Raw genomic sequence first — 22457 nt, 5'->3', positions numbered from 1 at the left:
TGATGAATTTCAGGAGAGATTCTGGCCTTTAGATGTGTAAATCCCAGCACGTCAAACTGCCCAATTTGGACAAATCGGCCACTTGGAAAAATGGCTGGTGTCATTCAAAAGCCACCTGTTGATAGCTTTTTGATGTGGGCAACCACTCGGCTCCTAAGCATTCATCGAAAAGCTACCTATTGGTGGTGTTACGGTTGCCTTCAGGACGTTTTAGATAGCCCTATCTCTTAAAGATCATCAAAAAGCCACCCATTGGTGTGTTTCAGTGACTTTTGAGGAAAACAACGAATGCAGGTTTGTCTTTAGAGTTCAAATAAAGCAATGGGCTGAGCTTGAGGAATGTATACAGGCCTAAGAAGAAATAGATTTAATCTTCAGGTTACAGATATCGAGATTCAATGTAAGGCTGTACATCATTCAGTTCGTCACTTTTCCTCTGCAAGTTCACCTGGGAGAAATGATGGTAAACATCTTATCGCAAACACGCTTTTGCCCACTTATCTTGTTAGTTCATTTACTCGGTGATTTGCCTTTATCGCTGTTTTAGGATTAGAAAATATTATCCATAGTTGCTGTCTTTAAAATTAACAAGTCACTTAAATAACCGACGGAGATTTAGTATGGTGTCGGTTAATCAAAAGAAGGCGGGCTGGGTCATAAGAAAACACTCAATGACAATGCCTGTATAAGTTTTCTCAGCTGGTTGATGGTGTTAGCCACTGGCGACTTGAGACAAGTTACGAAAGGTAAATGGCAAAGGCACGATCAGGTGACTTTGTCATTTGTTGGTTACGCCTGTTCATGGTTTAACGGGGGCTTGGTCTGTATCCAGTTCTTCATCTCGAAACTTATTCGCAAGTTTGCCCATTTCTCTGTCTAGTATAGTACGAACCACAGCTTGTTTGTTGACCTTCAACTTGCTCTCTCGAGCGTGTTTTTCCGCAGCCACATCAAGTTCCATTTGCCTTTTCAGTTTTTCTACTTCCACTTTTTCTTCTTTGGGAACATAACCATACTCGTCGTTCATGAGCTCAGCTAACTCGGATGCAGGAATACCCGTTTCTTTCTCAACTTCAATAATGGAAGCCGCGATGCTGCGATGCAAATTACGCTCTACGATACCTGACATTTTTTCTCCTAGTACAATACTTTAGGTTCATAATTAGAAAAATACAACGTATGAACTATTGTTGATTGAAAGATTGGTGCCGTGTTGATTAGCACCCGTTTCGAGATCAAGTATATGCAGAGTGAGTTTGAGATAACAGGTAGTCATTTGCGGAAGATTTTTTACCTGTTATTTCACGTTTAACTGTATGTATACTGGAAGTTTGATATCGAAGCAGACAGACATTATGAATCGAAAACTTGAGCCCTTCAAAAGAGAAAGAGAGGAATGCAATGCACTCTCTGACGTGACAAATTTTATCGCCCAAGAGATTTATAAACTTGCTGTGATCAAACAATACCCGAATGAATACAGCGAGATTTTCAATCTAGCACGGAACATTACCAAAGAGCTTACTGACCTATTTGATCAAGGGTTCAACCCAGAGTTGGAAGCTCTGAGGGACGCGTTGGTTGACCTGATTGTGCACGGTGCAACAAAATCTGACTTTGAAGGATATGTTAGTAGCGTTTTACAGATAGAAAACATTAATAAACTGGAGTTCGGTAGCATCACTCCTAATCTGGAAAGCACCGATAATTCAGGTGAGCCATTTGACTACGAAAAGCACGAGCATGAAATCAAGGTGGCTGCTTTTGGTGTTGCCAAGCAAATATTCTTCAAAAATAGAGGCTTCAAGACTACTATCCCCCACAAATATCCTCCTAGCGTTATTGGGTACAGATATGACTACCATGAAGCTCTCGAGTATTACTATGGCCTGTACTACCACTCGCAAGTAGGTGGTAACACTACGACGTTTTATCACGCGCCATACGACTCATTTCGTCCTTACGCAGGTAGAATTGTCGATCAATCAAAGTGCATAGAACGGGAGTTTCTGGTTCCAGACACAGCTTTATCTAAAAAAGAATCATTAATATACAGTAACAGTGAAGCTATACAGCCTATGTGCTCACTGGATCTGTTGCGTGGTGAGGAACCAAAAGAATCTGTAATTAAAACAACTGAGATTCGTTTTCGTCTCGATTTATCAGAGCCATTATCGAATGATGAGTTGGACAGGGCCCTAGCTCGCTTGAGGTCAGTCATATCATCTGCGCAATACAGCAATTCGGTTGCAAGCATGCTACTAGCTGAAAACGAGACAGAGTTGATTAAAGCATACAACATGCCCTCCTTAAAACATGTGGAACATACAGAATTTAAACGGTTACACAAAGTGTCGCTGCCTGAACTTAATTCCCCGCATCAAGCCAAAGCTTACCTGTGTGGTTTAATCGTGCTCTTTGAGCATTATGTTCGAGTAAATTCCTCATCTGATTCTCTATCGTTTTCATGGGGAAAGAATGAAGATGGCCTATCAACACTGTTACGATTTGGTGCCGTTTCGATAGAGCTGAGCAAAGTGCATGGCGAAGAAGGCTTTTCAGCTGGGTCCGTCGAAAAAGGGTATAAGTTAGTTAAGGAAGTTTTCAATAGCCACATTCGTGAGTTTCAGTTCAGAAGGGTTCAATTCAATGCTCGCTTAAACACAAAACAAAGGGAAAAATTGAAGGGTCTTGATCCAGTGCGGTTAGAACTGCTCCACCCAGATGATGTAAGTAGAGTTCAAGAAGATATCGAAAGGCTCAAGAGAAAGGGGCGACAAGCTTCTGTAAAAGCTCAAATAAACGGGAGCTACATTATTACTTGGTAAGTTAGATTAAAGATGTAGCACGATATAGTGAATGGCCACAGACTTCATAGACATTTTAACTTAGACAATCGTCGACTACACTTTGCCCAAAATCAGCTTGTCTATGTGATTCATAGACATCATTTCATTTAAGGGCGGCTACTTACCGCCCTTCAACATCTTTTTCAGCAGTTCTAAATGCTGTTTGGCTACTTCAGGGTCTACTGGCCGTGGTGTAGGCCGTGGCGGCAGAGCCTTGGGGATCTCTGCATTAAGATCTTCACCAACAAGAGCGCGCCGGGTGGCAATTTCATAATTCCGCTTGAAAATAGGCCAAGTTTCAGCTGCTGGGCGGTTTCGAATGTCAAATGTCCCAGTATTTTTTAAAGCAATGTACACCGCAGGGTGGCTCCATTCATCATATTTCATTTCTGTAAGTCGATGGGCGTTCCTACAGGCTTCAAGGTATGCTTGCCTAGTGTTTGGTAGCCCGTAATCCGCAGGATCTGGCTGGCACCATTTAGTAAATTGTCCAAGCGACGGCCAGAACGGTGAATCTACTTGTCGAGCCTTTCGGAGCCCATATTTAAGTTGTTGCTCTGTTGTGATGCCTGCTTCCAGCAGGCCCTTGGTCCATGTTCTCTTCGCCGCGTTAACGTCAGATTTGCTCGGGAATGTCACCTTCCAGGCCGGGAAGCATGACTGAAGCTCGGCAAATAAGATATTGATGATCCTTGCCGCAGCTTGAAGTTGATCACAATCTGGCTTGCTTTCAACTTCACAAAAATAAGACTGTGTAGGTCCTGCGTTTTTTGCCGAGTAAACGACACGTTTCTGTTGTTCAAGAGAGATAACGTCTGCAATGGATTTTAGTGTCATCACCATCCCCCCTGTGCCCAGCTTGTATCTGTTAGGTCTTCAACAAGCGAGCGAGTTTGTGAGCTTCGTTCTCTGTTGGGTATCAGCCAATCCGCCTTCAGGCCAGCCCATCCCCTTAAAACACATGTTTCGATCGCGTCCCCTAGGGGAACACCAACTTTCGCTGCCTCCCGTTCTACGAGTAGTACAGCATCCTTTGTGAGGGTAACTCGCTTCTTTTTACGGATTGCTTGCCACTCGCGGGCGTGGACCTGATCTACTCCCCTTGATACGAGAGCCTCAACAAAATTAAAGCGCGTATTAATATCTTTGAAGCTCTCTGGGATCTCTCTGGAATAGTCTGCCGGAACTCCGCATTCTTGTATGCGTGATCCTTGCAAACTAGTTTGCGGATATTCGCCGTCCAGTTTGCGATTTTCCGCATTCTGGATTTTCTGGCCGCGATCAGCGAGAAAACGCAGGTAAACGTCGTGGTTTACACGGTAGTGCAAGCGTGCGGGAACCCCCGCTCGTTTTTCCTCCAGCAAACTCATTTCGCAAAGCTTGCGCCGGATTTTACGGAGGGCATCTCTCTGAATTCCGAGGCATGCTTGCCAGCTCCCGAGCTCTGAGAAAATGTTGGTAGCCTCAGGATCTGGCTCTCCCTCGGCAGGTAGGTCAAACCACCCGCCTGCTTCTGCCTTTAGGCTGCTTAGAAACGACGCTTGTTGTAAAAATGCAGCGGCTTCCAGTCCAAGAGCTTGAATTGATGCACGGGGTATTGCGATCCGTGGACCATCGATCGCTCTGGCGAGATCCGCTGAGTTTAAAGAACTGTTCATTTATCCCCTCCAGCGACGCAGACGGGACTCATAACCAAACGGCGTTTAATTTCCGATTCTATGGCAGGAATCACAGCCGTTTTAGGTAGTTTTGTTTTGTGAGTCAGAGCCAACGATACATAAATCATATGAGCTCTTGATCCACTCGCTGCGGCGACATCGAGCATCAATGAAAATGGTTCCGACGAAACAATCTTGTGGAAATAAGAAGGGTGAATTTGTACGTTCATAACAAACCTCAACGATTAAAGTTGAGGCACTGCGATCGCGGCTGTTGAGCACTCCGCCCCATTCGCGCCTGATTAACGGGGGGTTATGGCGATACGCTTTAACCAGACAGGTCTAAACCTATAAGGCCGCTCATGCCAGGCATGAACTCACGGTGGAACTTTCACATGTGAAAGTTTTCCGCTTACCAAATCAATTAATATGCTGTTTGTTTAGAGAGGCCAGCTACCTCCCTTTATTAAAAGCTTGCTATCAAGATTGAAGTAAAAATCTTGCTGGCGATTCGAATTATGTCCACTTCGAACAAACCTGCGATTACTGTGCCAGCGATGATCATTTCAATCTTGGTAATTTGTGTGTACATAACAAATCTCCTCAAAATAACGGTTGTTGGTCACCAGATTTAGGGCGGGTAGCAATATGCCCCAAGCGATGCTCACTTTTTGGATGCTCCCAATTATTTTTTCCACACGCAGGGCAACACTTACTAACAACTTTATCTCTCAATCCTGGCCCACTGAAAACTTCACTTTTACAGTGTACGCATTCAGCAAAAAAAGCCTCACCGCTCTTTATTTCTTTGCATGCTTTGTAAAAGCCAGATATATCAAAATCTTTCTCACCATTAAATCGATCATGTACTTCTATGACTGCTTTTATATGAGCTATTTTTTCACTCAGTTCAACATAAACATTAATTGCCGCTGAGTACGTTATCCAATCCTCCTTTGACAGAATATCCTGCCCGTAACTCGCCCGGCGACGTTCTTTGATAGCTAAATCTTCTCTTATTTTTCTGATCTGCTTATAAGTAAAAGATGTTTCCTCCATGACAATGCAAGTAGAAAAACCTTTTTTTACAAGATAATAGCCAAATGCCCATCGATTAAGATGATGTCGAGATGGTAAAAATGGCAAAGGTTTGAAGATGTTGGATTGCATAACGCCCCCGTTCAAAGTGTGAAACAATGAACAGGTAAAGACCCCATGCCTTTCCTGATGTCCTAATCACAAATTGTGAATAGGCTATTTGAATGAGCTGAGTTGAACTCAGCTAAAATAATATGCTGTTTAAAGGCCAGCTACCTTTATTTAAATAATAACAAGACATAGGGAGTTGTCAACGACTCCAAAGTCAAAATTAGTCAATTATTTTATTAGATTAAGTTTATCACTTCAGAAAAAATTTAAATTACTGTAATTATCATAATTACGATAATACCGTAATTATCGTAACTCTATCCTTTTTCCATTTTGTCCAAATTGGGCACTTTGACGTACCAAAATATCAGGTAATCACCTTCAAAATTCCCCATGCGAAAAACACATTTTATATTCACATGGAGATTCTAGAAATGAAATCATTTAAGTACGCCGCCCTCGCAGCATTTATTACTCTTTCATCCGCCGCTTATGCAGGTACAGGTACCGGGACTGCTCAAATTTCGGCAACCCCGCCAGCTCTCTCTGTTGTTGAGATTCAACCATACACAATGACCTTGGAACGCCTGCCGGGAGCCGCCCCAACAGGCGGGTTCTCTTTAAAAAGTTGGGCGACTTATTTGGCGCAAAATCCGGAAGACACTGTACAGCCCGGTTGCTTGAAAGTCGCTGGAGATATGAATAAATCGGTCGGGATTACCATCACTAACCTATCAAATCCCTCAGCTCCAGGTGGAGCAGCTTTAAGCTTTTCGGGAACACCAAAAATTAACCTAACTACTTCAACTGTTGACTGCACAGATGCGATCTCCAAAACGAGTACAGGCGTCGGTATAAACGCGGCACCAGTTGCAGCAACTACTTCATCTTCTGGCGAGCTTTATATCGCCTGGTCGTATCGCCAACCCGCAACAGCCTCATCAGGATTCATGCAGCTCAGTGCGTGGGAAGAAGGGGTCTTCACAGGAACCGTCGATCTTCAAATCGACTACCAGTAATCACTCGTGCAGGGACTGACCAAGTCAGTCCCTCGTCCTTTGGAGGTCCCTATGAAGCCCCTTATTAATTCAATCATGATGGCGACGCTAGCAGCTCTTCTATCTTCACCCGCGACTGCATTTCAACTCAAGATCCACGAAGTGGACATCATTCACAAGACAGTTACTGAAATCCCCGTAGCAAATACCTTAAATACACCAATAGTCGTGAGAATTATCCCCCCGGATGGAGTGCAAGTCTTCCCCCGGCGTTTCCAACTTATTCCAGGAGAGCGGCAAGTAGTAAAAGCACGTGAGAGTGATGGGAAAGTATTAACACCAGACGCGAAGATGGCATTCTCATATGCCTTACAAAGCGAAGAAAAACAAGGCGTTCACTCAAGAATCACGCTGAGACTCCCGGTTAGGGAGGTGTCTCGATGAAGAAAAAACTTTCACATGTGAAAGTTTTTGTGCCCTCTATCTTGGCCGCAGCTTTCACACTTACAGCCTCACCAACACGTGCGGATGACTACCTGATGAAGTTTGTCCTAAACGGACAAAGTAAGGGGGAGTACCTTGTTTCTCGTGAAGTAGATAGCACCATGGCTGAGCCAGGGCTATGGCAAGCTGCTGGTGTAAACACAACAGCATCACTTCCCTTGGAAAGGTTAAACAATCTTGGTCATGTCAAAATTGTTTGGTCAGAACAAACCATCTACTTTTATCCACGTCATAACACAACCAAACCCAAAGTAGTCAAACCAGAGGTTGCAATTGAACCAACTGTATCTAATTTGGATATAAAATCCATTGACTACTTTCTCACCTATCAAAACAAAGGTGATATTTCAGGTAACATCACGGGAACAGGCCGCGTCGCAAATCTAGATGTTGATGTTAGAGCGGGGTTAGGAGGGCAAGAATCATATTTCTCCAGCCAGTGGCACGATGAGGAGAACAACAACGTTAAAGACATTGAAGTCGGTCGTGTTCAGCGTTACGGGCTGGATGGTTTCTCACTCACGAATGAAAGTAGCCTTGCCACTGGATCATTTTCTAATGACCAAATTGAGCTTTATTGGCCTGTTGGAACACGGGTAGATGTATACCGCGACGGAACCTATCTAGAATCACTGGTTCTGGATAGTGAGCCGTTCTCTTACAAAATCGAACTGGATTACAGCAATAATCAATATAAATTCTACGCGGTTTTACCTGACGGCAGAACGGACACTAAAACAATCGAGAGAGCCATTTCGGGGCGGCTTGCCCCCGTGGGAGAACTCAACTATCAAGTAGCTATAGGCAAGTCTCCAATCACTGATGAAAGTAAACTAATTGGACACTTGGCCTATGGAGCGACCAATGACTTGTCACTTTTCGCTGGTCAGGATGAGCAGGAAAGACAGTATTTTTCCGCTTTATATTCAAGAGATGACTTTTCATTTGAGCCTGCTTGGTATGGCAATAGTGGATACACTCTGAACAGCTCTTGGCAGAATGATAAGTTCTCTATTTTCGGACAATTTAGCGATTTGGATAACTATCAACTACGCTCTTTTAGCATTTCATCTCGCTCTCTGTTCCAACCAACTATTCAGTACTCCTCCCGTACGCACGATGGTTATGAAACCAATGAAACGATGCTACGCACATATCACAGTGCTCGCATTGAGGCACTGAATACTTCAATTTCTTTATCTCCATACTTTTCCAATCGTTTAACCAATGGTGTCAGATCCAATATGTTTGGAGGGCGAATGCTTGCTAACATGCCGGAAGGTTGGCAGGTTTTGGCGTCCTATGAGCATGAAAGTAAAGAGCTTGATGGTATTAAAGATATAGAACGTTTCAATGGAGAGGTATCAAAACGATTTAACCTGGGACGGCTAACTTATCGCTACACGGCAAGCAATTTTGGTCATGGATGGGTGGGCCAGCAACAAAGCCTACGTGCAGATCTTTGGAACTGGAAATTTGCAACTGTATCAGCTTCGTTCAACTACTCGTCTAGTAGCGGTAACAACATCACTTTATCAGTCAGTGGTAGCCTTGGCCGAACTGGATTATTAAGAACTCCTCAACGCAGTCAAGCTCAGTTGGAGCTATCAACCTGTAAAGATTTAAACCTTAACGGAATCTGTGAACCAACTGAGCCCGAAGTTGAAAGCATTAAAGCAACAGTCGCTGGGCAGGAAGTAGTAACACCAGCCATCATTGGTTCACTCACACCTTATCAACGTTACACCATTCAGGTAGGTAGCAGCTTCAACCTGTCCCCTAGTTATAAGGCGGTAGAATCAACGAGGTTGATAAGAGGCGGGATAAATAAGCTACGTTTGCCGTTAACTGAAATTCGTGAGGTTGAGGGCCAGCTTGATCGAGACGGAATTAGAGTCGCTCTCATTGACACAGAAACGGGAGATGTTCTGGCGGAACAAACCACGGAATTTGGGGGATGGTATCTGTTTTATGTACCAACTGGTCGCAAGGTCAAGGTTGTCGAAGAACCTAAGTCAAAGTCGGCTCAAAACTTTCACATGTGAAAGTTTTCTAGTGCACCAAGTGACCGATTTGTCCAAATTGGGCACTTTGGCGTGCCAACTATGACTAGTTTTTGAGTAAAAATAGCTCTGTGTTAAACAAATTGGAAATTGGTAATGGCATATTATTTACATCTTAACTTTGAAAACAAAGAGTATTTTTATTCCGAGCAAGCTTGGTCAACTCAAGAGACAATCCAAGGCCTTCTTCTTCCTATCTCAGCGCACCCTAGCGCAGAGGATAAGGAAGTTTTGAGCGCTATTGAGGATGTTAAGCCTTTAATTTTTCAAGTGCTGAGTAAGGTTGAGATTGAGTGGAGCGACTGGATAACTCAGAAACCAACGATCATCTACAAGGAAGATGTTAAGTTGTTGATAAGCAGACTTAAAGAGGAGTTTTATGTTAACTCATTCCACTCTTACTTAAACAATGGAAAATTTAGTGAACAACATAAGGAAAGGGCCATTGAAGAGTTTTACGGGAATTTACCTCGTCTCGAAGATGAAGGTTGGTTCAACTTCAGTTGAATCATGCTGAGGCACAAGAACTTTCACATGTGAAAGTTTTTATATCCACTTCATCGTCAGCCGTCGGATTGCTCCTTAGCGGCTGACGCCTCTGCCTTCTCATCAATATCCTTTAGAATTTCCGCAGCCTTCTCATTGGCTTGCAAAACCACTTCTGGTTTTTCCTGCTCTAGAATCTGCTCTAACGTTCTTGCCATAATGCCCTCCTTCTAAGTCCAAGCTATTATAAACGATAGATGTTAAATAACGAGAGGGATGAGCGATGACGCCGTTAATATGGGGATTACTGGGATTGTTCGTTTTCTTCACAGTGGTGACTGTCGGAAGCTTGTATCTTTACAGCAAGCGGGATAAGCATTAACTCCAATTCTAATCACCATAAAAAAGGCTTTATGTGTCCGTATTGGGCAGTTTGAGAGTTCATAACTTGAAAAAATGAATGAGAAAATAGTCGCAAATATATTGGAGCCAAAGGATTAATAATTCTTTGCTCAAGCATTATGGATAACTAATATGGCGACCATTTTAAACGAAATGCTAACAGAGCAACAATTAATAGAGCTAACCGGCTATACGAAAGCAAGCGCCCAAATCAAGCAACTAAAGTTACAAGGAATACATTATCACTTACGTAGTGACGGTAAGCCTGTAGTGACATGGACGGCGGTAAACTACCCATTTACACATCGAGCGGTAGCAAATGACAATGTTCCTAATTTTGGAGCAATAAGCAATGGCTAAACGCAAACCAGAAGATGCATGGATGCCAAAAGGCGTATACCTGCATAAAGTTCGCGGTAAAGCTACCAGCTACATCATGAAAAACAGCAAGCGCACAATTACCTTGTGCTCTGCATCTTCAACACGTGCAGAAGTTTGGACTGCATACGAAGCAGCTATTGAAAAATCACTGACCAAGTACACATTCAAACGCATGGCTGACGAATACCAGGCATCTGCAACATTCAAAGAACTAGCACCTCGCTCGCAAAGGGATAGAGAACGAGAACTAGCGATGTTTAATAAAGTCTTTGGCGAAATGGAACCAGACACAATTAAGCCACACCACATTCGTCGATACATGGATATTAGAGGGAACACAAGTCGTACTCAGGCAAATCACGAATTATCAGCATGTAGTGTAGTCTTCGGCTGGGGATACGAGCGTGGTCATTGCAAAGAAAACCCTGCTAAAGGCGTTAAGAAGTTCAAGAATAAATCACGTGATCGGTACATCACTGACTATGAGTTTAACGCACTACTTGAGTGCTGCGAACAGCGGCTAAAAATTGCTTGTGAGATCAGTTATCTATGTGCAGCGCGACAAGCCGATGTGCTATCACTGAAGTGGTCACAAGTGATGGATGAAGGGATTTTTATTCAGCAGGGTAAAACTGGCAAGAAACAGATCAAGGCTTGGTCGCCACGCTTGCATGAACTCATTAATGAAGCGAAAACATTACGCAAAGGGATTGCCAGCGTCTTTGTAATCAACAAAACAGGTGGAGGCAGGTTAACAGCAGATGGTCTGCGCAGCAGTTGGCGCAGAGCGATAGACAAACTAGCATTACAATATCCAGACATTGAACGAACGTTCACATTTCACGACATCAAAGCGAAAGGCATCTCTGACTTTGAGGGAAACATTCACGACAAGCAGCAATTTAGTGGGCATAAAACCGTTGGCCAAGTGAACGTTTATGACCGCAGAACTGAGATAGTGCCAACGATCGGCAGTATTAAGAAGTGAATCGTTATTCAAAAAGCTGATTAGACATTTCTAACAACTTTTCTAACAAAATAAAACGGCTCGCATATTTCTATGCAAGCCGTTGTTTTATTTGGCAGGGGTGGCAGGACTCGAACCCGCAACCATCGGTTTTGGAGACCGCTGTTCTACCAATTGGAACTACACCCCTGTTGACGTGGGGCATTATGCTAAAAGCACTTCCAAAGGTAAAGTACTTTTTATGACAAAACTCATTAACTGAAGGTTTTTCAAACAAGTTAGCCAGTTACTGTTGAATTAAGTGCCACAGAGATTAAAAAGCCGCCGCATATTGGGCTTAATGTTTTAATGGATACATTATCAAGAGAGTTAGCGCCCCAATGTTCCAAGGCAAATCGCTGCAATAAATTCGACGGATATGGCTGTTTCGGCAATTTTTGGGCCGCTTAAGAGTAAAAGCCACGCATTTATCGAAAAAAGATCTGAGTTCGATTTATAAAATCGGCGTTTTATAGTATAAGCATCGTCAATTTCATACACTGCTCGACGGAACCAAGATGTCAGACAAATTTTTCTTCAAAGGTCGTAAAACGCCTAAGCCAAAGCATGAGAGCTTTGGCTACAACACTAAGCGTGCCGCTAAACCGGGTACAGAAGCCTTACCTCTGCAATTAATCGTTGCCGATGAAGCGCGTAAACTCGAAGTTGCTGCGATTGTTGCCGAACACCAACTGTTTGCTAATATCGAAGTCAATGCCGATGTGGCTGAAGATATCCTTGAATTAGAAGGTTTATTGAATAAGCCTAAGACCACGACGTTCGAGAAGAAACCGAATCGTAACGAGCCTTGCGCTTGTGGTAGCGGTCAAAAATTCAAGAAGTGCTGCGGCAAGTAAACGCTTTAATCAGCGTTATGAGTAATAAAATAGATAGGGACTTTTGCCGTGACGTTTTTGTACGTCGGGAATAGCCCCTTTTCTCTCCCCAATTCTAGTTTCTGCCCAAAGCTAATCTTCCAGCTTCGAGATAAAAATCCGCTGCAAATCGTTATTCCACAGCTGAATAATTTTGCGGGTCTTTTCTTTATTCCAAAAACATTTGCCAAATAAAATCAATCCCGCACCTTCTAGATCGCGTTTATCTTCTATTTCAAATTGCGCTAATAATGGCTGTTTTATCCCATCGATAGGAATGCCGATATCTTTACTGTCGGCGGGATTAAGCCAGCTCATGGTCGGATCAGTGTGGGAGATAGTGCCCCAATACATGTGGGGTTTGTTATCAAGCGGGTCGGCATCGGCAAAGTTGACGAACAGGTTCTTCGCCCGCCAACGGTATTTGCGCTCAGTGTCTGTGTATACCCAGAGATCAGATTTTGCCAAATCTGTACCGCGCAATAAACTGTGCAGTAACTTTTCGAGCCCTTGGCTCGGCACCCGTTTCTCGGTTGTGCGCGCCGCAGTGTTAACTTGATAGTCTGTTTTCGACTCTTGCACTTGACCGTCCGCTGACGATGTAACAGGTACTGGTGACGACTCAGATATAGCAGATGACTCAGATATAGAAGACGACTTAGGCGTTGGCGCAGTCTTACTTGCAGATGGCACGGTTGGCGCTTTGTTTGCGGTAGAATGGCGGCGGGGCTTGCGACTGAAATCGATCATTAACGCATCGGCGTCCACCAGCTGCTGATGCACTTCGATGGCATCTTGCTCCTCGCGGGACTTTTGCGCCGAGGGTTTAAATTCAATGCAATCGGCTTGGTGATAACGCGAGCCGAAACAGGCGGCTTTGCCATCCTTTGAAGCTTTACGAAAATACGCTTTACCGCCGCACGCGGGGCAAATTAACCATTGCCGCAAACGCTCGATATCGTCATCGGATAATTGTTGAAACTTAAAAACACTGTAAGTGGTTCTCGCTGTTAAATGATCCTCTGTTTCGAGTTCACAAATGGCATCTAACATAGCGTTCTCCTTTATTCTTGCCTGCTGGCACTGATGATCACAAAATCACTATGCCCAGGCATTTACCCCAAGGGTGATCATCGCTAACAGGATCAACATGCCCAGCACGCGGTAAATCAAACCTAAAGTACTGGTGCCCTGCGAGCTCATATCCGAGTGTAATGGCCTGATGTCTTCCTTTGCGGCATCATGGGTTTTGCGCTTCATGCAACATCCTTAAAATATTTCGCCAATGGCGCCGCTAGACTCAAGGGGATTAACGGCGCGGCTTTTGTGGCACTCGATGCATGATAAAAAGGCGTCAGCTGAGTGATTAACGCATTGAAACACATGAGTGCAGCCAAGGCATCGGCGGCGGCATAATCGATTTGCGCGCTAGATAATGGCACATGCTGCCAATTCGATAGGGTGATTTTTTTCGGTTTATCGATACGGGTGCCCAGCAGAGTCGCCACCAATTGGCGCGTCCCCATTTCTTTCTCCGCCCCAAGTTGCGCCAGTGCCCAGTTTAAATCTAACTTTGAAGCGACATTGATGCCCCATTGCCGCTTGAGAGCCTGCGCATCACTGCGTAAACCGACGCCGACTTTGAGTATATTTTCATCTTCTAATACGGTTTTTAACTGGGTGAATTGCTCACCTAAAATGGCATGTTGAAATAGATAACAAGCGTCCGCTGTCGCGATTTGGATAAGGCTCAGGGGATGTTGTACGCCGCGCTCAAAACTCGCACGGGTTTCAGTATCAAAACCTAAGACTTGCTCAGCCTGTAATCGCGCGACAACCGCATCGAACTCCGATGGTTGAACCACTTCAATGTGGATCTGTTGAAATTCCAAGGCAGCTAGTGCCGCCATATCAGCATCATCGATACGAGTCGCTAAGGCAATCCGCTGCTGCAACCACAAATACGCCAACTGACGCTGCGCTTGCCGCTGAGTCTGAGTCTGAGTCTGAGCCTTCGCATTGGTGGGCGTGTCAGTCTCGACCACCACCTCACCTTCTAGCGGCTCTCCCTCTAACGCCTCGGTCGATGCATTGAGCTTATCGAGATAAGCTGTGCCCGCAGCATCCATTGCCGCAATCAAGCCGTTGGCATCTTTACCCAATTCTTTGCGTAACCAAGCCAACTTACTCGGGGAGATACAGTATTTCATTAACTTCATCGTCGCCCTTCCTTGTTGAGTTAATCCTCGATTTTCGATGCACGCACCTCACTCGCCACGCAGTTTTTGTATCCCTGTCATCACTGCGAGTGCGACTGCGCCAGCAACGACGCCAAATAGGCCATTTAGCACACTTGGTGTCAGCACGGCAAGCACAGGTCCGACAAAACTCATCGCCGCGACTGCTTGCTCAGCATGCTGGATTTGCTCGCCAATCATGTGTAAGCCATGGGTTAAAATCCCGCCGCCCACCATAAACATGGCCGCAGTGCCGATAATGGTTAAACTTTTCATCAGCACAGGTGCGGCGCTCAATAAACCAAAACCCAGTTTGCGGTTCATTTGCGTTAATGCCGACTCGCCTTCACGCTGACTCAAGTACAAACCCGCATCGTCCATTTTCACAATCGCGGCCACTAAACCATACACACCTATGGTCATGATGATCCCGATAACGGATAAGGTGAAAAACTGCGTCGACAGGGATTTGTCCGCCACTATGCCTAAGGTAATCGCGATAATCTCCGCCGATAACACAAAGTCGGTACGAATCGCGCCTTTGACTTTTTCAGCCTCGTAAGCGGCTAAATCTTTGATGTCTGGAAGTTCGCTTTCCTCCTGCGTTTCGCTGTGTGGTTGGCCTTTTCTGTGGCTATAGCTGTGGTGCAGTTTTTCGAACCCTTCGTAACATAAAAACAGTCCACCAAACATCAATAACGGTGTTACCGCCCAAGGAATAAAGGCGCTGATCAGCAGGGCTGCGGGCACTAAAATGCATTTATTACGAAACGATCCCTTAGCTACCGCCCAAACGACAGGTAATTCACGCTCGGCACTCACGCCTGTGACTTGCTGGGCATTGAGGGCTAAATCATCCCCAAGCACACCCGCGGTTTTCTTTGCCGCCACTTTACTCATTACCGCTACGTCATCCAAAATCGATGCGATATCGTCAAGTAAGGTTAATAAACTTGCGCCAGCCATGCTAAATCCCTCTACCAATCATCTATAAACCATTCTGCTTTTGCCATAGTAGCTTAGTTAGATTAGTGGCGTATAGCGAAATGCTTTCTAACTTAACTGCTTCAGTTACTTAGGTTATTGGGATCACTGACTCATGTCGACAAGCCTGCAATCTAGATCACACCTAAGGCGGAATTGCGCCACATTATTTATCGGAAAAGAGTATACTAAGCGCAGAATTTTTTACTCATTTGCCGTTACAGGATGTCAACATGACTCAAGATGAAATGAAAAAAGCTGCCGGTTGGGCCGCACTCAAGTACGTTGAAAGAGACAGTATTGTTGGTGTTGGTACTGGTTCGACTGTGAATCACTTTATTGATGCACTGGCGACCATGAAAGCTGATATCGAAGGCGCAGTCTCTAGTTCTGAGGCATCAACTCAGAAAATGAAAGCGCTGGGTATTCCCGTTTATGACTTAAACAGCGTCGATCGTTTGTCTGTCTATGTGGACGGTGCCGATGAAATCAACGACCGTATGGATATGATCAAAGGTGGCGGCGCGGCGTTAACTCGTGAGAAAATTGTCGCGGCTGTGGCTGAAAAGTTTATCTGTATCGTGGATAACACTAAGCAAGTCGACATCCTAGGTGAATTCCCACTGCCAGTTGAAGTCATCCCTATGGCGCGCTCTTATGTGGCACGTCAGTTAGTTAAGCTAGGCGGCGATCCAGTGTACCGTGAAGGCGTTGTGACCGATAACGGCAACGTGATCCTCGATGTGTACAATCTTAAGATCCTTAATCCAAAAGAATTGGAAAGTCAGATCAATGAGATAGTCGGTGTCGTCACTAACGGTCTGTTCGCTAAACGCGGCGCAGATGTGTTGTTAGTCGGCACCCCTGATGGCGTAAAAACCTTTACCGCCGAATAAGTTAAGCGTTAACACTTACATCCCAGTCACACGGCTGCAGATGTAAACAACACGGTAAAAATACGCGATAAAAATGCCAGCCACTTTATTCAAGGGCTGGCATTTTTTATGGTTCTTTTTAGGGTTAAATGCTATCTGACTAAGCCATCTACTCTCTGGTTAGGCCGCCTATTCTCTAACTAATGCCTATTCTCTAACTAATGCCTATTCTCTAACTAATGCCTATTCTCTAACTAAACCCACATCGCAGGCAGCTTATATCAAACGCTTGGCTTAAGCTCTAGCGACTATCTACCAAGCTCTAGCGGCTCTTACCAAGCTCTTGCGACTAAGCCTTTTAAGTAGAATCCTTCAGGGAAGGCGCTACCGATTGGATGATCGCTCGCTTGGCTTAAGCGTTCGATAAACTGGATTTCGCGTTTCGCGTCCAGCGCCGCATCGGCCACGATTTTTTGGAACAGATCCGCAGGCATTAATCCCGAGCAAGAGAATGTCAATAACACCCCACCCGGATTCAACAACTGCAATGCAATCATGTTGATGTCTTTATAACCGCGGCAAGCCCCGTTCAACTGCGCTTTGTTATCGGCAAACTTAGGTGGGTCGAGCACGATCACATCGAAGGTTTTGCCTTCATCACGGTATAGACGCAGCAACTTGAACACATCGGCTTCGTTGTAATGCACATTGTCATCACTCAAACCGTTCACTTGCATATTTAGACGCGCCGTCGCTAATGCTAAAGAAGACACATCGACGTTTTCTATGCTGGCAGCGCCTGCTTTCGCGGCATACAAACCAAAGGTGCCTGTGTAGCAGAAACAGTTCAATACCGATTTATCTTTCACAAAACGGGCGGCAATGGCGCGGTTATCACGTTGATCGAGATAGAAACCTGTTTTATGGCCTTTAATCACATCGACGGCGATCTTGATGCCGTTTTCTTCGATAATCACCGGCATTTCTGGCAGCGTGCCGTGCAGTAAACCCGTAACAGGCAGCAGACCTTCTTTCTTACGGGAATCCACATCGGAACGTTCATAGATAGCGCAATCAGGATATTGCTCAGCCAATAACTCAACTAAGGTATCGCGCCATAAATCAGCACCTGTGCTCAGTAACTGACACACCAACACATTGGCATATCTGTCGATGGTGATCCCAGGTAAACCATCGGACTCAGCAGCCACTAATCGATAACCCGTTAAGCCTTGCTCGCGGATTAAATCATTACGGCCAATTTGCGCCCGCTGTAAACGCCTAGCAAAAAACTCGCGATCAATTTCTTCTTCGCGATCGAAAGTCCAAATCCGCACTTGGATTTGCGACTCAGGCGACCAAGCACCACGACCTAACCAATGACCATCATGCGCGACCACATCGACTGTTTCACCGACTTCTGGTTTTCCCTTAATATTATGAATAGCATTGGAAAATACCCAAGGGTGGCGACGCTCGAGCGACTTCTCGCGGCCGGGTTTAAGTTTGATTCTGATAGCCATAGTTGCCTTAAAAATAGTGCCGCCACTAAAAAGGGCTGCTGTCTAAAAAATGGGAAACGGATGATATACCCAATGTCACCTGAGTGCGAGTACCGAACGCGCCGCAGCGCTTATTTGCCATCATCCACGGGTTGCCGATCATACCTTATTTACGCCACTAAACCTGCGCATGAAACGCCATTTTTTCCATAAATTGGGCAATGTCTCTGCTCTCTCGATCGCACTGGCCTCGATTTTCACAACATCATTTTAACTTAAGTTGAAAGATATTGGTCTGAGTGCGGGTCTCATTAACGCAACAGGAAAAAGCTCTGCGCATTCGAAAGGCTCGTTTAGCCCGCGCACAAGATATTCAAACGAATCGCTCGATAACAACTAGGCTTACTCCTGTGTTTATTAGTCAATGCTTTATAAGTCGTCGATTTACAGCAGTCGTTATCAAAGCAACCAAATCAAGATTACTCATTAGCAGTCACACTCAAAAGGATTAGAACCATGAATAAGAAAACACAAACTGCACTGACGGGCGCCGCATTAGCGATGGCAATGGCAAGCATGGCGGGTTACGCCAATGCCGCCGAACCTATGGCTGGCGCTGACAGTACCGATCTCGTACATTGTTATGGTGTGAATGCCTGTAAAGGCCATAATGATTGCAAAACCGCCGATAACGCCTGTGCCGGACACGCCAGCTGCAAAGGCAGTGGTTTTGTGGCTATGCCATCAAAAAGCTGTGGTGATGTCGGCGGTAAAGTCGCTGATGACTGGGTGGGCAAAATTGCCAACGCCGAATTGGTTCACTGCTATGGCGTTAACACCTGTAAAGGCCATAACGATTGTAAAACTGCCGACAATGCCTGTGCGGGCCACGCCAGCTGTAAAGGCAGTGGTTTTGTCGCAGCACCGGCAAAATCCTGCGGTGATATCGGCGGCAAAGCAGGCGCTTAAACGCCAATATGCTGATTAAAAATCGTGACCAGTTTGTGCTGGTCACGTTTATCGCCCTGTTTACCACACATTCAGCAGAAGACTTAAGGATAAGGAGTCAATGTGGCGCAAGATGTCATCACGCAAGCACCGTTAGGTTTTGGCTTAGGTCTTAGGACACAACATTTTGATGCCGTGCTCAATACCGAGCCCGATATCGATTGGTTTGAAGTGCTCTCGGAAAACTACATGGTTGCCGGCGGCAAACCCCGCTATTACCTCAAGGAAATTGGCGAGCGTTATCCCTTAGTCATGCACGGTGTTTCCCTGTCAATTGGCAGTACCGATCCGCTCAATATGGATTATCTTAAAGCCTTAAAGCAGCTCGCCAACGATGTGCAGCCCCAATGGATTTCCGATCATATCTGCTGGACCTCAATTCACGGGGTGAACAGCCATGATCTCCTGCCACTGCCCTATACCGAAGAAACCGTTAAGCATGTGGCGCAGCGGATTAAAACCGTCCAAGATTTTTTAGGTCGCCGCATTTTGATGGAAAACGTTTCTAGCTACTTGTCGTATCAAGATTCCAGCATGGACGAATGGGAATTCGTTAATGCCGTTGCTGAGGCAGCAGACTGTTTAATCTTGTTAGACATCAATAATATTTACGTCAGTGCCCGCAATCATAATTTCAATCCGTTGGACTATTTGAATAAAATCAATCCCAAACGGGTGCAGCAATTCCACCTCGCCGGACACAGCGACTATGGCGACTATGTGATAGACACGCACGACCATGATGTACCGAGCAGCGTGTGGGATCTCTACCGCGCGGCACTGAAACGTTTTGGCGGCATCAGCACTATGATAGAGCGCGACGCCAATATCCCCGAGTTTTCCGCCCTCGAAGCCGAACTCACGATTGCCAGAAATATCGCCCGCGATACCTTAGGTAAGGCGCATCCACTCAACGCCGCCAAGAGTAGAAAGAACATGCATGAAGGAAAGGTTATCGCATGAGCCAACTTCAGCAGCTACAACACGCATTTATGGATTATCTGCTGGCGAGTGCTGCGGTAGATACTCCGTCAACACTTGCGCAAACCACGCAAACCTTCAAAGATAAGATTGCCGAGCAAGGCGGCATTAATGCTGATATTCGGATGCAGATTTATGCCAATGCCTATCGCATTCGTTTAACCGAAACCCTCGAAACCGACCACGAAATGCTGGGCATCTATCTGGGTGATGAACTCTTTGAACGCATGGCCAAAGGTTATATTGCCAGTCAGCCATCGGCGTTTACCTCACTGCGCAGTTTTGCCGATGCCCTGCCCGACTATTTAACCCAAGATGCGTTTTTCAGTCAGTATCCGATCATTGCCGATATTGCTCGCTTCGAGCGGCGTTTATTGAATGCCTTCGATGCTTTTGATACCGAGCGCGCCACTTTTGCCCGCCTGCAAGCACTGCCAGCCGAGCAATGGCCGGGTTGCCAACTGCGTTTTCACCCCAGCGTTCAGCTATTCCAATGCAACAGTAATGCGGTTGAGACTTGGCAAGCATTAAAACAGCAAGCATCACCGCCCAGTCCCGATTATCAAGGCAAACGAGCTTGGTTACTTTGGCGCGGCGAAAGCCGATTAACTGAGTTTATTTCCCTGTCAGAATATCAACTCGCCCTGCTGCTGGGATTTATTGGCGGTGCCACCTTTGCCGAACAATGCGAAATGATGTTGGCATTTTTTAGCGACGCGCAGGCGCCGATGCAAGTGCTGCAGGCACTGCAAGCTTGGTTTCAAATGGGGCTTATCCGCGATATCGCCTAATGTGCAAATCGGTTTGGAGATTGAGTGTTAGCCAGATTTAAAGTGAATTATCTTGAGTGAGTTTAAGTTGTTTTATTTGGCTTGATTTAGCGAGCTCAACTGAATGAGTAATTAACTCCGCAGCGCCAACTCAACAATCACTGGCGCATGGTCTGTACTGTAGGCATCGCGCTCATATTCTGGTCTGACTAAGTGTCTATCGCAGGTTTGATAATCCACCACTTGAGCCAAACTGCGGCCATGGCTCGCATCGAACTCGCTCGAAAGCAAAATATAATCCAGCACAGAACCTTTGGGGCCGTAGTAATGGGTCGCCGCTCTGTGCTCCCTATGGTAAGCGGTATTGCCCGTCAAACTGTCCTGCTGATTGGCCTCAAGACATAACTCATAGGCATCCTTAAGCTGATATTGAGCAAACACCGCCGCTAACGCCGCATCCGATAAATGCCCAAGGCCAGCGGCTTTAATGTCATTACTGTGGATACTCTCGCCCTGTATCATTAGTGCATCTAAGGCGCCCATTGTCAGGCTGTCATTAAAGTCTCCCATCACTATGACGGGATATTTAGATTCTTGCCTGCGAACCAATATGCAATTGAATAATAAAGCAGCTTCCGCGCCGCGCTGCATGGTTGATGCCCAGCGACCTAAGGCTTGCTCGGTGAGTAATTGGGTTTCTGAATGCAGTTTCATGCTCGCTGCGGGCGCCGAGTTATCGAATCCTAGGGGCTGATTTTCAAATCGCTTAGGTTCAATTAGCTTAGGCTCGAGCGCTAATCCAGCGCGTTTTGACTTAAAGTGCACCACATAAAAATCACACTTACCGATATGCGGCACCTCAACGGTTGCGCGCAGCACCTTACGGCTAAAAGCAAATTCACTCGATAATCCCATCGCCGCCACTAAACGCGCATCAGGTTCGACACTGCTGATTTCCACTATGGGATAACGGGAGGCAAGCGCGACCACTGGGCTACGATAAATGTAATCACTGATAAGAGTTGGCGCATCAATGACAGCAAAATGCACTAGCCCTTGCTCGCTGGCGATTCGTTTGAGTGGTTCAGGGCTAAACACTTCTTGAAATCCGACAATATCGGGCTGACGATGGGCGAGAAACTCACTCAGCCATTGGCACTTTTTCTGCCACTGACCATGGCTATAGATATTTTCAAAGTCGTAGTAAGCCAAAGGCGGCTCAATAAAGTTAAACAGATTGATACTGGCGATCTTGATATTGGCGACTCTCATCTGGGCGATATCATTATGCTCAACAGCCACAGCTATGGAGTCCAACTCATCAACATCGATATTGTGTGCCACAGCTTAATACCTCCAAATCTGAATACGGCGACCTGTCTGAACCTGTCTGAATGATCACTTTGACTCACAGGTACAGACACTACAAGGGTATACCCGATGCGCATCAATGCCAAATAATCCATTTGAGATAAGGTGTTAGCCAAACTTAATCGACGCATCAATATCCGAGCCCCGATATATCAATACCCAATGCCCGATATCCGATATCCGATATCCGATAATAAAGATTAGACACCTCATAGAGGCAGCATTACAGCCAACGCCCATAAAACAAACAAATCAACAACAAGCCACTGCACATAAATCCATCAACCAGCCCAATAACCATACACAGACCTAAGCAATACCATAATGTCAACATTTAATTAAAATCTAAATTTAAACA

At 45.4% G+C, this 22457-nt stretch carries 24 protein-coding genes and 1 tRNA gene; 12 read left to right on the top strand and 13 right to left on the bottom strand.

Annotated elements, in window-relative coordinates; translation table 11 throughout:
- Positions 1-799: 799 nt before the first annotated feature.
- The gene (locus DYH48_RS03285) at positions 800-1129 is read right to left on the bottom strand and encodes a hypothetical protein (RefSeq protein ID WP_011625446.1); all 330 of its coding nucleotides are present in this window, start codon (positions 1127-1129) and stop codon (positions 800-802) included.
- A gap of 226 nt (positions 1130-1355) precedes the next feature.
- Here DYH48_RS03285 and DYH48_RS03280 point away from each other — a divergent pair, with 226 nt between their 5' ends.
- Positions 1356-2828, top strand: coding sequence for a hypothetical protein (locus DYH48_RS03280; protein ID WP_115334041.1), 1473 nt, complete (start codon positions 1356-1358; stop codon positions 2826-2828).
- Positions 2829-2966: 138 nt separating this feature from the next.
- Here DYH48_RS03280 and DYH48_RS03275 read toward each other — a convergent pair whose 3' ends face one another.
- The 4 genes from DYH48_RS03275 to DYH48_RS03260 all read right to left on the bottom strand — a co-directional run bounded on the left by DYH48_RS03275 (position 2967) and on the right by DYH48_RS03260 (position 5677).
- Positions 2967-3686 carry a replication protein P gene (locus DYH48_RS03275; protein ID WP_115336084.1) on the bottom strand — a complete coding sequence of 240 codons (720 nt, stop codon included), beginning with the start codon at positions 3684-3686 and terminating at the stop codon, positions 2967-2969.
- Complete coding sequence (locus DYH48_RS03270; RefSeq protein WP_115334040.1) at positions 3686-4507, bottom strand: phage replication initiator YdaU family protein; 822 nt, start codon at positions 4505-4507, stop codon at positions 3686-3688. The genes DYH48_RS03275 and DYH48_RS03270 overlap by 1 nt, the downstream gene beginning before the upstream one ends.
- A gap of 466 nt (positions 4508-4973) precedes the next feature.
- The gene (locus DYH48_RS23905) at positions 4974-5099 is read right to left on the bottom strand and encodes a hypothetical protein (protein ID WP_256613021.1); all 126 of its coding nucleotides are present in this window, start codon (positions 5097-5099) and stop codon (positions 4974-4976) included.
- Between the two features lie 11 nt (positions 5100-5110).
- Entirely contained in the window at positions 5111-5677 is a 567-nt protein-coding gene (locus DYH48_RS03260) for a hypothetical protein (protein WP_011625442.1), read from the bottom strand.
- 413 nt (positions 5678-6090) lie between these two features.
- Between DYH48_RS03260 and DYH48_RS03255 the strand changes: the two genes are divergently transcribed.
- From DYH48_RS03255 to DYH48_RS03240, 4 genes are all read left to right on the top strand, one after another.
- Positions 6091-6675 carry a hypothetical protein gene (locus DYH48_RS03255; RefSeq protein ID WP_115334039.1) on the top strand — a complete coding sequence of 195 codons (585 nt, stop codon included), beginning with the start codon at positions 6091-6093 and terminating at the stop codon, positions 6673-6675.
- A 51-nt stretch (positions 6676-6726) separates the two neighbouring features.
- Positions 6727-7098 (top strand): hypothetical protein, encoded by a 372-nt coding sequence (locus tag DYH48_RS03250; RefSeq protein ID WP_041416756.1) that lies wholly within the window; start codon positions 6727-6729, stop codon positions 7096-7098.
- Positions 7095-9203 carry a hypothetical protein gene (locus tag DYH48_RS03245; protein WP_115334038.1) on the top strand — a complete coding sequence of 703 codons (2109 nt, stop codon included), beginning with the start codon at positions 7095-7097 and terminating at the stop codon, positions 9201-9203. Before DYH48_RS03250 ends, DYH48_RS03245 begins: the two co-directional genes overlap by 4 nt.
- A 114-nt stretch (positions 9204-9317) precedes the next feature.
- Positions 9318-9728: a hypothetical protein gene (locus DYH48_RS03240; RefSeq protein ID WP_115334037.1), complete on the top strand. Its 411-nt coding sequence runs from the start codon at positions 9318-9320 to the stop codon at positions 9726-9728.
- A 56-nt stretch (positions 9729-9784) separates the two neighbouring features.
- On the opposite strand, the gene DYH48_RS23650 is transcribed toward DYH48_RS03240, so the two are convergent.
- Positions 9785-9925, bottom strand: a complete 141-nt coding sequence (locus DYH48_RS23650) for a hypothetical protein (protein WP_166485403.1) — start codon at positions 9923-9925, stop codon at positions 9785-9787.
- Positions 9926-10241: 316 nt separating this feature from the next.
- On the opposite strand from DYH48_RS23650, the gene DYH48_RS03235 reads away from it, so the two are divergent.
- Together DYH48_RS03235 and DYH48_RS03230 are read left to right on the top strand one after the other, a co-directional pair.
- Positions 10242-10469, top strand: coding sequence for a DUF4224 domain-containing protein (locus tag DYH48_RS03235; RefSeq protein ID WP_011625439.1), 228 nt, complete (start codon positions 10242-10244; stop codon positions 10467-10469).
- Entirely contained in the window at positions 10462-11478 is a 1017-nt protein-coding gene (locus DYH48_RS03230; RefSeq protein WP_115334036.1) for a tyrosine-type recombinase/integrase, read from the top strand. Before DYH48_RS03235 ends, DYH48_RS03230 begins: the two co-directional genes overlap by 8 nt.
- A 92-nt stretch (positions 11479-11570) precedes the next feature.
- Here the strand turns inward: DYH48_RS03230 and DYH48_RS03225 are convergent.
- A tRNA-Trp gene (locus DYH48_RS03225) sits at positions 11571-11647 on the bottom strand.
- 367 nt (positions 11648-12014) lie between these two features.
- Here DYH48_RS03225 and DYH48_RS03220 point away from each other — a divergent pair.
- Positions 12015-12353, top strand: coding sequence for a PBPRA1643 family SWIM/SEC-C metal-binding motif protein (locus DYH48_RS03220; protein WP_012089999.1), 339 nt, complete (start codon positions 12015-12017; stop codon positions 12351-12353).
- A gap of 111 nt (positions 12354-12464) precedes the next feature.
- Here the strand turns inward: DYH48_RS03220 and DYH48_RS03215 are convergent, their stop codons facing one another.
- Genes DYH48_RS03215 through DYH48_RS03205 form a run of 4 tightly spaced genes read right to left on the bottom strand, consistent with a single transcriptional unit; the run spans position 12465 to position 15574 of the window.
- On the bottom strand, positions 12465-13424 hold the full coding sequence (locus DYH48_RS03215; RefSeq protein ID WP_115334035.1) for a hypothetical protein: 960 nt from the start codon (positions 13422-13424) through the stop codon (positions 12465-12467).
- Between the two features lie 48 nt (positions 13425-13472).
- Complete coding sequence (locus tag DYH48_RS23645) at positions 13473-13631, bottom strand: hypothetical protein (RefSeq protein ID WP_172481143.1); 159 nt, start codon at positions 13629-13631, stop codon at positions 13473-13475.
- Positions 13628-14590 (bottom strand): 3'-5' exonuclease, encoded by a 963-nt coding sequence (locus DYH48_RS03210; RefSeq protein ID WP_115334034.1) that lies wholly within the window; start codon positions 14588-14590, stop codon positions 13628-13630. The genes DYH48_RS23645 and DYH48_RS03210 overlap by 4 nt, the downstream gene beginning before the upstream one ends.
- Before the next feature lie 48 nt (positions 14591-14638).
- Positions 14639-15574 (bottom strand): DUF808 domain-containing protein, encoded by a 936-nt coding sequence (locus tag DYH48_RS03205; protein WP_006083893.1) that lies wholly within the window; start codon positions 15572-15574, stop codon positions 14639-14641.
- Positions 15575-15825: 251 nt separating this feature from the next.
- Here DYH48_RS03205 and rpiA point away from each other — a divergent pair, with 251 nt between their 5' ends.
- Positions 15826-16488: a ribose-5-phosphate isomerase RpiA gene (gene rpiA, locus DYH48_RS03200; RefSeq protein WP_006082772.1), complete on the top strand. Its 663-nt coding sequence runs from the start codon at positions 15826-15828 to the stop codon at positions 16486-16488.
- A gap of 311 nt (positions 16489-16799) precedes the next feature.
- Here the strand turns inward: rpiA and DYH48_RS03195 are convergent, their stop codons facing one another.
- The gene (locus DYH48_RS03195) at positions 16800-17990 is read right to left on the bottom strand and encodes a class I SAM-dependent rRNA methyltransferase (RefSeq protein WP_063884067.1); all 1191 of its coding nucleotides are present in this window, start codon (positions 17988-17990) and stop codon (positions 16800-16802) included.
- Positions 17991-18485: 495 nt separating this feature from the next.
- Between DYH48_RS03195 and bufA2 the strand changes: the two genes are divergently transcribed.
- The 3 genes from bufA2 (at position 18486) to DYH48_RS03180 (ending at position 20749) form a co-directional block, all read left to right on the top strand.
- Positions 18486-18938: a BufA2 family periplasmic bufferin-type metallophore gene (gene bufA2, locus DYH48_RS03190; protein ID WP_006083895.1), complete on the top strand. Its 453-nt coding sequence runs from the start codon at positions 18486-18488 to the stop codon at positions 18936-18938.
- A 102-nt stretch (positions 18939-19040) separates the two neighbouring features.
- The gene (bufB, locus tag DYH48_RS03185; RefSeq protein ID WP_115334033.1) at positions 19041-19940 is read left to right on the top strand and encodes an MNIO family bufferin maturase; all 900 of its coding nucleotides are present in this window, start codon (positions 19041-19043) and stop codon (positions 19938-19940) included.
- Complete coding sequence (locus DYH48_RS03180) at positions 19937-20749, top strand: HvfC/BufC N-terminal domain-containing protein (protein WP_115334032.1); 813 nt, start codon at positions 19937-19939, stop codon at positions 20747-20749. The genes bufB and DYH48_RS03180 overlap by 4 nt, the downstream gene beginning before the upstream one ends.
- A gap of 111 nt (positions 20750-20860) precedes the next feature.
- On the opposite strand, the gene DYH48_RS03175 is transcribed toward DYH48_RS03180, so the two are convergent.
- Positions 20861-22072 carry an endonuclease/exonuclease/phosphatase family protein gene (locus tag DYH48_RS03175; protein WP_115334031.1) on the bottom strand — a complete coding sequence of 404 codons (1212 nt, stop codon included), beginning with the start codon at positions 22070-22072 and terminating at the stop codon, positions 20861-20863.
- Between the last annotated feature and the right edge of the window lie 385 nt (positions 22073-22457).

Source organism: Shewanella baltica (assembly GCF_900456975.1).
Taxonomy (GTDB): Bacteria; Pseudomonadota; Gammaproteobacteria; order Enterobacterales; family Shewanellaceae; genus Shewanella; species Shewanella baltica.
This window is presented reverse-complemented; position numbering and strand designations above follow the sequence as displayed.